The 13,087-nt window shown below is 47.5% G+C and carries 10 protein-coding genes; 6 read left to right on the top strand and 4 right to left on the bottom strand.

What is annotated here, in order from left to right; all coding sequences use genetic code 11:
- Positions 1-183: 183 nt before the first annotated feature.
- Positions 184-2,142 (bottom strand): phytase, encoded by a 1,959-nt coding sequence (locus RHEIN_RS17470; protein WP_008900308.1) that lies wholly within the window; start codon positions 2,140-2,142, stop codon positions 184-186.
- A 14-nt stretch (positions 2,143-2,156) separates the two neighbouring features.
- Complete coding sequence (locus RHEIN_RS17465; RefSeq protein ID WP_008900307.1) at positions 2,157-4,910, bottom strand: TonB-dependent receptor; 2,754 nt, start codon at positions 4,908-4,910, stop codon at positions 2,157-2,159.
- A gap of 198 nt (positions 4,911-5,108) precedes the next feature.
- Between RHEIN_RS17465 and RHEIN_RS17460 the strand changes: the two genes are divergently transcribed.
- From RHEIN_RS17460 to RHEIN_RS17450, 3 genes are read left to right on the top strand one after another with little or no spacing between them, the layout of a single operon-like run.
- Positions 5,109-6,008 (top strand): GGDEF domain-containing protein, encoded by a 900-nt coding sequence (locus RHEIN_RS17460; RefSeq protein ID WP_008900306.1) that lies wholly within the window; start codon positions 5,109-5,111, stop codon positions 6,006-6,008.
- Complete coding sequence (locus RHEIN_RS17455) at positions 6,008-7,024, top strand: helix-turn-helix transcriptional regulator (RefSeq protein ID WP_008900305.1); 1,017 nt, start codon at positions 6,008-6,010, stop codon at positions 7,022-7,024. The genes RHEIN_RS17460 and RHEIN_RS17455 overlap by 1 nt, the downstream gene beginning before the upstream one ends.
- Positions 7,025-7,050: 26 nt before the next feature.
- The gene (locus RHEIN_RS17450; RefSeq protein WP_008900304.1) at positions 7,051-8,010 is read left to right on the top strand and encodes a metallophosphoesterase family protein; all 960 of its coding nucleotides are present in this window, start codon (positions 7,051-7,053) and stop codon (positions 8,008-8,010) included.
- Positions 8,011-8,234: 224 nt separating this feature from the next.
- On the opposite strand, the gene RHEIN_RS17445 is transcribed toward RHEIN_RS17450, so the two are convergent.
- Together RHEIN_RS17445 and RHEIN_RS17440 are read right to left on the bottom strand one after the other, a co-directional pair.
- Positions 8,235-8,465 (bottom strand): hypothetical protein, encoded by a 231-nt coding sequence (locus tag RHEIN_RS17445; protein ID WP_008900303.1) that lies wholly within the window; start codon positions 8,463-8,465, stop codon positions 8,235-8,237.
- Positions 8,466-8,490: 25 nt separating this feature from the next.
- On the bottom strand, positions 8,491-9,198 hold the full coding sequence (locus RHEIN_RS17440; protein WP_008900302.1) for an SIMPL domain-containing protein: 708 nt from the start codon (positions 9,196-9,198) through the stop codon (positions 8,491-8,493).
- Between the two features lie 147 nt (positions 9,199-9,345).
- Here RHEIN_RS17440 and RHEIN_RS17435 point away from each other — a divergent pair, with 147 nt between their 5' ends.
- The 3 genes from RHEIN_RS17435 (at position 9,346) to RHEIN_RS17425 (ending at position 13,079) form a co-directional block, all read left to right on the top strand.
- The gene (locus RHEIN_RS17435) at positions 9,346-10,089 is read left to right on the top strand and encodes a dienelactone hydrolase family protein (RefSeq protein WP_008900301.1); all 744 of its coding nucleotides are present in this window, start codon (positions 9,346-9,348) and stop codon (positions 10,087-10,089) included.
- Between the two features lie 91 nt (positions 10,090-10,180).
- On the top strand, positions 10,181-11,332 hold the full coding sequence (gene rlmC, locus RHEIN_RS17430; RefSeq protein WP_008900300.1) for a 23S rRNA (uracil(747)-C(5))-methyltransferase RlmC: 1,152 nt from the start codon (positions 10,181-10,183) through the stop codon (positions 11,330-11,332).
- Between the two features lie 178 nt (positions 11,333-11,510).
- A complete protein-coding gene (locus tag RHEIN_RS17425; protein WP_008900299.1) occupies positions 11,511-13,079 on the top strand; it encodes a methyl-accepting chemotaxis protein in 1,569 nt (522 codons plus the stop codon).
- Positions 13,080-13,087 lie beyond the last annotated feature (8 nt).

The raw sequence follows: 13,087 nt of genomic DNA, 5'->3' as shown, positions 1-13,087 counted from the left end.
TGCGAAAAGCGCAATAAGTAAACGATATTTTCCTGATAAAACAAGTTCAGCAGACTCATGGACATAGTGAAGAGGCTTTAAAGTGGTGCTGTAGAAAATAAAAAAGCGACTGGTTTTTGAGCTAAACCAGCCGCCTTAAGTGCATTTTATGTTAACCCTTAAAGGGAATATTTCGTTTCGGTATTATTTACCTTGGTTCTGCTTACTTTGATCTTGCTTCTGCAACTCTTGCAGCAGGCTACTCCAGGGCACCAGTTTCATATTCTGACCTTGCTCCGGCATACGATTGCGGCCATCCTGCACTATCAAAGCACCTTGTTCAAAGCCTGGACCCAAAGATCGGGTTGTCACTTCAAGACCATCGGTTTCAGAAGCTCCATCTATGCCCAATTGAGGATTCGTTGTCACTCTGAATCTCAGACGTTCTGTGTAAGGTGGGGCTGCATCGTAAATGATATAGCTATCATTGCCCTGACTGGAAACCACCAGATAACTGGCTCCGTTGTGTTCAGCCAGTGCTATACCTTCTATATCATCGACCAGACGTTTGCCATCCACTGAAATGATTTTTTCACCTGTGCTGCTGGCTTCTGCGCCTGCTGCAAAACGCCATACAGCTTCATCTTCTTCGCCAACAAATAAAATGCCGCGCTTATCATCGGCAACACAGCCTTCAGGCTGACTTGGCACCTGCAGAGATCGCACTAAAGTACCTTGCCAGTGTGTACCATCGCTGTTGATACGGTATTGTTCAATCAAGCCGGACTTATCGTTGACAAAAACGTAATGTGAGCCTCTTTTTGCATCCTTATACATGCACAGACCATAAATTTCTTTCATGGAGGTTGGCACTTTACCTGCATTATGCAACAGCCCTTTTTGATCAATTGCAAAAAGTTGCAGGCTGTTGTCGTTACGTAAACTGGCTACGGCGATATCGTGTTGTTTGCCTTGCCAGTTTAAATTGTAACGCACATCGACGTTATTTAAGCGTCCGACGGCCAGTTGTTGCACCCGTTTGCCCTGCATACTGTAAACATCCAGGCCAGCTCTTTTGTCAGTGCCGAGGATCAGGCTCAGCTCTGGTTGGGTAGGATGATGCCATACCGCAGGGTCGTCCATTACATCACCACGCTGGCTGGCGGCTTCTGTTTGCAAGATGGGTTGCACCTGCGCCATAGCTGGTTTTGTTGTTGCAACTGCTGTTGTTTCTTGCAGTTTCAGGCTTTGCACAGCATCTGCATCTTCATTGCTGATATAAGCTGTTGTGCTGTTGCCTTGTACACGAACTGATAAACCAGTTGCTTCAGCGAAAGCTGGTATTGAGCTGTGATGGATCACCTGACCTGTACTGCTGAGATGCAGCAGTCTGGCTGGTTCTGCCTCTAATGCAAGCAGGCTGCTGTCTGGCAGCAGCTGCAAGCCTAAAATTTCGCCTTGCAGCTGACCAAATGGCTGATTAACCTGAACTAAGCTGCGGCCTTCATCTGCTTCAGGCTCTGCCTGATAAGACCAGATAGCTCTGTCTGCTTCCGCTATATACAGTGCTGCAGTTTGTTGATCCACAACGCAGGCTTTGCTGTCATAAGGTACATTCAGTTCACGGATCACCACTGGCTCTGCCAGCCACTCTTGCTTTTGTTGCAGCAATAATTGGTCTGCGCCACCGCGGCCACCCAGTAAAAATAAGCTCAATTGCTGATTTTCGTGGCTCTGATAAAAACACAAATCTTCCACAACTCTGCTGCTGATCAGTTGCTGTCTTATCAGTACTAAAGGCTTTTGTTCTTTTGGCGAAAAACGCCACAAGTACAAGCTGTTGTCGTTGCTGTCCATAGCGGCCAGCAGCAGGCTGTCGGCTGAAAGTGGCTGTAGAGTCAGGCGGTTAAAACTGCCGCTGTAGCTGCTTTGTTGGGTTTCGCCCAGCTTGATCTGTAAGCCCTGACCATCGGTGAAAACCTGGTACTCTTGCCCTGCAACCTGCACCTGATGGTAATGACTGGCTTTTATGTTCAAAGCTTTAGGCGCAGAAGCAGAAGTTGCTGCTTGCTGCTGTGCTTGATCGGCCTGACAGGCAGTCAACACTGTGCTCAGCGTCAGCGCTATGATGCTCACTTTAAAAAAATCTGTTGTCGATATCATGATGTTGTCCTTACTTACCAGTTAGTGATTTGCAGGCCCAGCACAAAGGTGCGGCCATATTGTTCATACTGGAAGTTATAAGGCTTGCGCCCAGTGTAAGCGTAATAAGGTTCGTCATTGAGGTTGACGACATTAAAGTAAAACTGCATGCCAGGTTGCACTGTCCATTTACTGGTGAAATCAACCTGCATATGGTCATCGGCGTGCACGTCGTACTCTTTGTCCGTGATGTCACCCACTTCAGCCAGATAATCAGATTTATAATTGGCTGCCAGACGCAGACTGATTACATTTGTTTCATAACCCAGGCTGAGGTTAGCGGTTTTATCGGATTGGCTGGGTAAGGCCACTTCACGGCTGAATAAAGTACCATCATCAAACCATTCAATATCGGCGGCTGAATCCGTCAGCGTCAGATTTGTTGATAACAGCAGGTTATCCAGCCAGTTTCCAAAACCTGAAACTTTATGCACTGCATTCAGTTCAATACCATATAAATCTGCTTTGCCGCCGTTGACATAGGTTTCTGCCACAGCAAAATCGGCGTATTCTCCACGGCCAGCAAGGTCGGCTTCATAGATGAAGTTGTCAATTTGTTTGTAAAACAGCATGGCCGACAACACACCCAGTTTATCTGCGTAGTGTTCAATGCCGAGGTCAAAATTGTTGGAAGTCAGAGCTTCTAATTCAGGGTTACCAAAAGCGGCTTCCACTTCATCGTCATCTTCTTCCAGTAAGAAAGCGGGTGACAGTTGCTCAAAGTTTGGCCTTACTAAACCTGTGCTGAAAGCAGCTCGCACTATGCTTTGCTCCGACAGATCATAACGTGCCACTACTGCGGGTAACCAATAGCCTTCAGAGTTTTTCACCTGATTGGCACTGAAGGTTTCGTTGATGGCGTCATAACGACTGCCAAGGGCATCACGTTTTTCATGTTCATAACGCACACCAGTGATTAACTGCCAGTTATCGCGTTCCCACTGCGCCATCAAATAGGCAGCGCTGATATCTTCATCCACCTGATAGTCATTAATTTGTGATTCGACGTCATCTACAAAATCATCGCGGTTCAGGCTGTTCACTAACTGATAGATGTCGTTGCTGTTGACGGCCTGTCCTAGAGTGCCCAAGCCATAATCCACCTGCCCACCGGCATAATCGGCCATACTCAAAGCATTGATACCCAGATCCTCAAAATCTTCAAACAACCAGATGTCTTCGTCCGCTGTTTTTTCGCGTTGGCTGAATTTAGCGCCACTTTTGAGAAGCATAGTGCCCTGGCTTTGGGTAAATTCGCGGCTCAGGTCAAATTTGATATTACGTTCAGTTTCCTTGGCATAGGTGTCGCCCATTTCGACTTCTTTTAACTCATAGCCGTCAGCCAGATAAGCTTCCGCTGGTGCGGTCAGGCGCAAAATAGTACTGCCGCTATAGCCTACACCGTCATCAAATTCCTGCTCAAAGTCGGCGGCGCCAATATTAAAAGGCGTATCTTCATCTGCTTTGCTGGCACCGGCTTCCAGTTGCCATTGCCAGTCCCCTGATGTCTGTTTGGTACCTAAAACAAAAGCACTGATACTTTGGGTTTCTTCCCGCTGTTTTAATGAACGGATCAGCGCTGCTTCACCTGTATCGCCGGCAAAAAGCGGATCGGCCAGTTCAACGACCATACCCTGGCGTTCTTCTGTATCGCTAAAGCGGCTGTACAGAGTACGGAGGTAATAGTCATTGTTGTTACCTGGTCTGTAGTCCAGATTCAGTGCCACACCCAGGCGTTCACGACTGATGCTGTAATCCCTTAATTCAAATTCTTCCAGACCTTCTTCAAAATCCCAGGCGCCGCCACTTTCAACGTTTTCAGAACCAAACTTACGTTCAGCGAAACTGGCCGCCAAAGCCACACCAAAAACATCAGTTTCGCCACCTAAATCCATGATTTTGCTGATCACACCTGAAACTTTAGGGCTGGTTTTGCTTTGTAGTTCGTTATGGCCAGCTTCCACAGTGGCGGAATAAAAGTCATCGCTGCGATCAAAGGCAGATAAACTTTTGATTTCTACTGTGCCCCCCAAAGAGCCTGCCGGCATATCCGGGGTCAGGGTTTTATTCACTTCCACCGATTCAAGTAAATCAGAAGGAATCACATCCAAAGCCACGGCACGGCGGCCTGCTTCAGGAGCTGCCAGTTGAGTACCGTTATAAGTCACCGCATTGTAGTCTGGAGCCAAACCCCGCACCCGGACAAAGCGGCCTTCGCCCTGATCCCGTTCTACAGACAAACCTGCCAGGCGTTGCAATGCTTCGCTGACATTACTGTCTGGAAATTGCCCCATTTCATCTGTACTGGCCACAGTTAATATACCGTTGGCGTTACGCTGGCGGTTTAATGCTTTGCTGATGGCACCTGACTGTCCCACCACTTCTATATGTTCAATAGAATTGCTGGCCGATAGCAGTTTGATATCCGCCAGTCGTTGCTGCGTATCCGCAACCACCAGTATCTGGCTTTGTGGAGCAGCACCTAAGTAGTTGACGTGCAGGGTATAAGTTCCTGCAGGTAATTGTCTGAAATGAAAGCTGCCATCGGCACCTGTAGTACGGCGCAATTTAAGTTCAGGAATACTGACCTGTGCTCCTGCCAGCAGACTATTACGGTTATCTGTGATCCGGCCTTGTACATCGGCATCGGCCAATAATGAGGTGGATACTGTGCTGCAGGCCAATGTAACGGCAAACGCAAGCAGGTTAGGACGGTAGTTCAGTGTCATTTTAGCTCTCAGTGGACTTATTAAACCTGTTAGCCAGTCTGCCGGGGCTCTGTGACAAAACACCGTTTCTGAATAAGCTTGGCTGAGCGCTGCTGACCCGGGTCTTTACCGCTCAGCCTGATACCGTCAGTGCTTCACTTTGTCATGTAACTGTCATGCGCCAACCGCAAAATGGTTTTTATTTGCCTGGATCTGAGAATGATGTGGCGTCAACATCGATATAAATTGGTATTTAGCCTGCTGCTTTTACTCAGCAGTTTATTGCTCGCGTTTTATTGTGGTTATGCAAAACAAAGCTATGAGTTTGATTGGGTGGATGTGCTGGGAGAAGGCACAACTTTACTGGTTGCTTGTGGCTGGTTGGGATTAATAGTCAGCAGTCGTCCGGCAGGGAGGGTGACTGAGTTGCTGTACTATGGCAGCTTGCTGTTAGTCTATTCCTATTTTCTCGATTTATTGGATGAGTTTATCCAGTACCCTGAAGATGTGCGTCTGATGAGTTGGCTGGAGTCATTACCTGCGCCAGTGGGCATGCTGATTTTAACTTATGGTTTGATTGGCTGGCACAGGGAACAGCGGGCTATCAACAGGCAATTGCGTGGCCGGGAGTTGTTTTTACGAAACCATGAATTAATTGACCCTTTAACTCAGCTGTATGGCGCTGAGTATTTACTGGCTGTGTTGCAAAGGGAAGTTGAATTACATCAAAGCCAGCGTCAGCCATTGAGCCTGTTAGTTTTGGATATTCATAACTTCGCCGATTTTAACCGACGTAATGGTATAGCGGCTGGAGATCATTATTTGGGTCAGTTGAGTGAGTTACTGTTAAGTCAGTTACGCCACAGTGATGTGGTCTGTCGCTACAGCGGAGATTGTTTTGTTGCAGTCTTACCTGATACAGCGGCAGCTGCGGCTCAGATTATGGCGCAGCATCTGCAACAACAGGTGGTGCAGTTAACGGATGAAGAAAATAAGCCTGATCTAATCATGGCTGTAATGCAAGTGAGTCAGGACTCCGCCTCTGCTGCTCTTCAGACCGCGCTTCAGATGTTAGCCGCCTCTAAACAGGGCACTGAATTCAGATTGCAGCCTGTCTGATGTCAGCACGCCACTTTGATTCTCATGACAAAATTCTGTTGCTGCAACATGGCAGTACAGAGCTGCTGGCTTTAGCTCAGCGTCGTGGAGTCGAACTGCATAAGTTATTAAGTGGCACCAGTATTTTTGAGCAGGATTTACAAAGGCCCCATGGACGGCTGCACCATGCCGACTGGCTGAAGTTGTTGCACAATTGTCAGCATCAGCTAAAAAGCCCTGAGCTACCTTTTTTACTGGGCAACGCCATGTTGAACAGCCGCTATATTGCCGTCTGCCAAAGTTTGCAGTATGCAAAGAACCTGAGGCAGGCACTGTGCCATTTGTATTATTTCCGTCATCAGTTGTTTCCGGGTTTGTATGCCCGGCTTTACCAGCAAAATGACCATATAGTGATTGAGTTTAAAGCAGCGCTGGGTTTAGCGTCGCAGCAGCCATTTATGCTGACCATTGCCTGTTCCTTGTTGCTGAGCCTGATTAAACAGCAATTGGGCTCTTTGGCTGGCGTCAGTGTGCAGTTGCAGCATGATAGCGCCGAGCATCAGTTGTGGGGCTGTGAGCTGAGTGTTAATCAGCCCTGCGACACTTTACGTATTCCGTTGCCTCTGTGGCAGCATGCATTTCATGATGCCGACGCGGAGCAATTTAAAGCGGCCAGACGAACCTGCCGTCAACTGAATCATGTGTTGATAAAACAACGGGGTGTGCTGGAAAGTATTTCCCGGTTGCAACAGCGTGCTTTGCCACAGTTGTTGAGTCAGGAACAGGTGGCTTTAGCCTTGGGGCTGAGCAATAGTGCACTCAAACGTTTACTCAGCCGGCATGACACTAATTTTGCCCGTTTGATCGATGAAGTACGCCGTGATGCTGCCCGCAATCTGCTGCAACAAGGCCAGTATTCAAACCGCCAACTGGCGCTGAAGCTGGGCTACTCAGATGAACACAACTTTCGCCGTGCCTTTAAACGCTGGACAGGGTTAATTCCCAGCAGCTTTAAAGGCATGTTCCATTTTAATTAACCACCATACTTATAACGGGACTATTTATGAAAACTCATTTCAGCCTTTTTGTACCTCTGGTACTCAGCGTTTTGCTGACTGCTTGTTCTCCGGCTGATTCACCGACAGAGACGCAACAGCAAAAGCCTCAGACCCAGGCTGCAGCAGCAACAGCGCCAGCAGAAGCAACACCAACACCAGCAGAAACTGGTTCAGTGGTGCTGGCTTTTGCCGTGTTGGGTGACGCCGAACCTAAACCTGAACCTCAATTTCCTAATGTGGCCGCTGCTGTCGCCGATGTGAACCAACTGACAGAACCTCTGAAGCTAAGCTTTGTGGTCGGGGTGGGTGATATAGCGCACAAGGGCACCCAAATCCAATATGAAAATGCGACACCTGTACTGCAACAACTGAAATTGCCGTTTTACCCTATTATGGGTAATGAAGAACATGGCAGTACGGTAGAACGTTTTATGCAGTATGCCAATCTGTGGAATCAGGGCAAAGTGACGCTCGATTCACCAAGTTATGTGCTGGAGTATGATGCAGTAGCTTTGGTTTTTGCATCACCAGATCACGGCCGTGATTTTAACGACCAGGGGATCAGCTGGATCCTGAGCGAGATGAAACGCTTAAACAACAAACCCGTGCTATTGATTGTGCACGGTGCCCAAACTGGCGTTTATCCTGAAAATGCGGAAAAGGGCATCAAACACCCGGGTTTTGCAGAAGTGATAGCTCAGTCCAATCTGGTTGCTGTGATTTCAGGTGATTTACATATGGATATGGACAGAACAGATCACTCCAAGCAACTGGGTCAGGTGCATTATTTACATATTCCAGCCCTGGAGCGCACCAAAATTCCTGATGAGACCAAACATACTCCTATGTTCAGAGTCTTTAGCCTGAATGACAAAGGCATAATGCAGGTCGACACTTATCAGACAGGTGTTGCCACACCACTGCCACAGCATAGCTATAGTTTCAGTATTAAGCGTTCTTCTTAGGCGCAGCAATACTGTTTAGCGTCAGGCTCAGATTTAGAGTCGCTAATTTGTATATTTGATAAAAAAGGCCGGAGCTTTGCTTAACAGCTCAGCTCCGGCCTTTTCACACATCCTGCCAAATAAACACAAAAAATCAAAAACGGAATTTACCTTTAATCTAAACTAACAAGCAAAGCTTAGTCCGGTTTAACTGTATCTGCAACAGTGCCGGACACAAGTTATGCTTAATGGTGGCGATGATAATGGCGTTTTTGTTTTTTATGCTTTTTATGATAGTGCCTGTCCTGATGATAATGCCGCTCTTCAACCACTACTACAGTGGGCCTTGGTTCAACTATCACTGCAGTGCCATAATAGCCAGGTGGTTCAACCCAGACACTGGGGCCACGCACCACACAGCCTGTTAATGTCAGTAAAACTGTAATACTGCTGGTCAGAAACAATGCTTTTTTCATCATAAGCTCCGTCTGTAAGTCTTTACTAATCTGAAAGGTAGTAGTCTACCGTCGCTACCACTCTGACTTTTTTGATATAAGGCGTATTGCTGTCACGGTCACTGATACTGAACTGACCCTGGCTGGCGGTTTTAATTTTGCCGAGTTTACTTTGTGAATCTGCGGCAAATTTAGTAGCCACTTCACGGGCATTACGGGTGGCTTCTTCAATCATGGCGGGTTTTAATTCGTTTAAACCGCTGAAAATAAATTCGGCTTTGCTGTCATAATCCTGCCCGGCTATGGCGATCCCTGTTTTGCTCAGCTCCAGTAGCTTCGCCATAGCCTGATGCACTAAATCGACATTGCTGCTGTAAACAGTGACAATGGAGCTGGCTGTGTAGCGCATCTGATTTGCATTGGGGTCGTAATAACCGGCCTGACGGTCGACTATTTGTGGCATTGCCACAGAAATCTCTTTTTGACTAAAGCCCTGCAGTTTCAAAAATGCCTGAATTTGCTCGTTTTTACGCTCAACATTAGCCACTAAAGTGGTCAGGTTATTGTCGACATCGTTAAATTTGATAGGCCAAATCACAGTATCTGCGGCAACCTCCCGTTCAGCTAAACCTTTGACCTGAACAACACGCTCCATAGCTCTGAACTCGATCAGGCTGTTGGCTAAAATAGCGCTGCCTGCGACCAGAGCCAAAGCCAAAATTGTTGCTGAAACCCATGAACGGGACTGGACCATATAAAAACTCCTGTTAGCTGATGATTTAAGTGTATGCACCTCAGCTGAATGGCTGATTAATACTGTACTGACAGCAAAAACAAGCTGGTGACTTTGTGTTTAGCTCTTTATGATGGATGCCCAGCCTTCCATGTAGACGATTTTTTTATGCAAATTGAACAGAGTAAAGTCACCTTAACCACAGCAACAGGACCTATGCTGGTGTATCAGTACCAGCCCTTGGCCGCTGCTACTACAGGCAAATCATTTCCGGCCATTTTGTTTTATTCCGAGATTTTTCAGCAAACAGCCCCTATTGCCCGCAGTGCAGCCATGCTGGCCAGCCATGGTTTTGTGGTGCTGGTGCCTGAAATTTTCCATGAGCTGAATCTGCAAGGTACAGTGCTTGCTTATGACGATGCAGGCAAAGATAAAGGCAATCAGGACAAATGGACTAAGCCGCTGGAAAGTTATGACAGTGATAATCAGACCATGCTGGATTATTTAAAAAGCCTGCCTTATGTCCGGCCTGAAGTGGGCGCTATGGGGGTCTGTATTGGTGGCCATCTTGCATTTCGTGCTGCGCTCAATCCTGCCATCAAAGCAACCTATTGCTTGTATGCCACAGATCTACACAGTGATACCTTGCCTTGTGGCGAAGGCCAGCAGACCTTAAGCCGAGCCGCTGATATTCAGGGTGAGCTGGTGATGGTGTGGGGCAAACAGGACCCTCATGTATCACTTGAAGGGCGGCAGAAAGTGTATCAACAACTGACTCAGGCCAAAGTCCAATTCAGCTGGCATGAATACAATGCTCAGCATGCCTTTATGCGTGATGAAGGTGAGCGTTATGATGCGGCTTTAGCGCTGCAAAATTACCAGCAGGCCGTGGCTTTGTTCCGCCAGATGTAGCTGCTACAGGCAGTTTTTCTGGCTTTGGCTTTGCTTAACGTCGTAAAATGGCGGCCATTCCTTGCAGGCCTTAAAGTACAGTTGAGAGACGATGAATTGTGTTGAGTTTTTAGCCGGACGTTGTAACTCCTGTAGTCAGCTTGCTGTGCCTTATGCTGAACAATTGACACAAAAACAACAGAAGCTGGCGCTTTTGATGGCGCCTTTTGCGGACGCTGAACTCCTGCCTGCAGTAGCAAGTGACGAACAGGGCTTTCGTACTAAAGCCAAAATGGTGGTGTCCGGCACTGTAAACGAGCCTGTGCTGGGCATTCTGAACGGACAACAACCTGTGGATTTATCGGCCTGCCCTTTGTATCCGCCAGCCTTCGAGCCGGCTTTTGCCTTGATTAAAAGCTTTATTCAACGTGCCGGGTTAACCCCTTATCAGTTGGAGCAAAAGCAGGGGGAGCTGAAGCTTGTGTTACTCAGTCAAAGTCAGCATTCGGGCCGTTTTATGCTGCGTTTTGTGTTGCGGTCGAAAAACTGTCTGGCGTCCATCCAAAAACATTTAGCCTGGTTGCAACAGCAATGGCCTGAACTTGAGGTCTGTTCGGTGAATCTTCAGCCTGTGCATATGGCTGTGCTGGAAGGGCCGGAAGAAATTGTGTTAACCCCAGAAGAGTTGTTGCGCGAGGAGTTAAACGGCATTCCGCTTTATCTGACACCACAAAGTTTTTTCCAAACCAATAGCGCTGTGGCTGCAGCTTTATATGCCACCGCAAAACAATGGGCAGACCCCTTACCAGGGCACAGGCTTTGGGATTTGTTTTGTGGTGTGGGTGGTTTTGGTTTGCATCTGGCCAGTTCAGCACAAGGCCAGGTTCGGGCTTTAACAGGTATTGAAATTGCGCCAAAAGCTATTGCCAGCGCAACTCGTTCAGCCGCTGAACTTGGATTGACTGAAGTAAAGTTTCAGGCCCTGGATGCCACTGCTTTTGCTAAAGCGGCAGAAGAAACACCCGATCTGCTGCTGGTCAATCCACCGCGTCGGGGTTTGGGGGCTGAGCTTTGTCAATCGGTGCTGGCATTACAACCTGCATGGTTGATTTATTCCAGCTGTAATCCTGATACTCTGGCCAGCGATTTAGCTGTGCTGAGCGCAGACTACCAACTGCTCAAAGTACGGTTGTTTGATATGTTTCCTCATACCCAACACTCAGAGGTATTAACCCTGCTGCAGCGACGGGATAAAGCAATTTGACTCGAAGTTTATCTCTGTTCAAACAGTTTATTGCAGATGATTTTGAGCGTTTTTTTAATGCTTACCTATCTATGCCGAAGATCTACTGCTAACTTTTTATCACTATTATCATTTCGCTGTTCTAAATAATGTCCGTTGGATCTAGTCAGCTCATAGACCACTAAGGAGAGTGTCACAAATGCGTAAGAACCTACCAGTTACTGAAAAAGAACGTACTTTTCTAAAAGAGCAACAGCTTATTTCTTCTACCGATATCAAAGGCACCATTTTGCATTGTAATGATGCTTTTGTGGCTATTAGTGGTTTTAGCAAAGAAGAGTTAATTGGCAAACCTCATAGTATTGTTCGGCACCCTGATATGCCTGAAGCCGCATTTCAAACCATGTGGCGTTATTTGCAGCAGGGTAAACCCTGGATGGGGCTGGTAAAAAACCGCTGTAAAAATGGTGATTATTATTGGGTCAATGCTTATGTGACTCCTGTCACAGAGCATGGCCGTGTTGTTGGTTATGAATCGGTGCGTACTGCACCAAGCCGCGCTCAGGTGGCTCATGCCGAGCAGTTGTATAAAGCTGTGAATGCCGGAAAAAATACCGCAAAAGCAGCTTCGGATGTAGCCGCTGACTTACGTTGGGCACTGATGCCGTTGCTTTTTGTGTTTGTTTCATTGCTGTTATGGTGGGCTTTAGGCCCGGTAGCTGCGGCCATAGCTTTTGTTGTCACGGCGTTATTAAGTTATAGCCTGGGAGTGTATCGTTTAAAGCAATCCTTGTCCGGGCTGATTGATTTATTACCTAAAGCTTTTACTGACCCTTTGGCTGTGGCCTCCTATGCAAAACATCAGGGGAAGTTAGGACAGCTGGAAGTGGCTCTGTTGGCTGAGTCTGCTCATTTAAATACTGTATTAACCCGGATTGAGGATGCGTCGACTAAAGTGGCAGTTAATTCTGAGCAGGTGCGAAGTTTATCTGTCGATGCTGCAGACAGTATTCGCAAACAGCAGATGCAAACAGAGCAAGTTGCGACTGCAATGAACCAGATGACCACCACTATTGCTGAAGTCTCATCCCATGTGCAGGACACAGCCGGTAAAGCCGATGACGCCGATGCTTTGGCCCGTTCTGGATCAACTGTGGCGGCTCAGACCCGTGGCGCTATGCAACAGCTGCAAAAAACGGTTAATGATATCAGTCAATCCGTCGCAGATTTGGCTGAGCAAACCAATAAAATTGTGGGGGCCGCCCAAATTATTGAACAGATCGCAGAGCAAACTAACTTGCTGGCATTAAACGCTGCTATTGAAGCTGCACGGGCTGGTGAACAAGGCCGGGGTTTTGCTGTTGTCGCTGACGAAGTGCGGTTATTGGCGTCCCGTACTACAGCGTCTACCAAAGAGATTTATGACATTATTCAGCAGCTGTCGACCAAAGCAAAAGCTTCTGTGCTGGTCGCGGAAAATGGCCGCAAAGATGCTGAATTAGGAGTGACTCAGGTGGCTCAGACTGAAAAGGTGCTGGAAGGGATCAGTGAAGCTGTCGGCAGCATTGCCGCTATGGCAGGGCAAATGGCGGCCGCTGTAGAAGAGCAAGCCCATGTGGCTGAGGATATTAACCGGCAAATTGTCAGTATTTCTGATCTTGCCAATACCTCGTTAAGTCAGGGCACAGCGGTCAGCAAAAGTGGTAAAGATTTACAAAACACTTCTGAGCAATTGCATGAGCTGGTGGAGCGTTTCCGCAAAGTTTAACTTCCAGG

The organism is Rheinheimera sp. A13L, assembly GCF_000217935.1.
Lineage (GTDB): Bacteria > Pseudomonadota > Gammaproteobacteria > Enterobacterales > Alteromonadaceae > Pararheinheimera.
The sequence above is the reverse complement of the archived record's forward strand: the minus strand, read 5'-3'. Positions and strand labels throughout refer to the sequence as shown.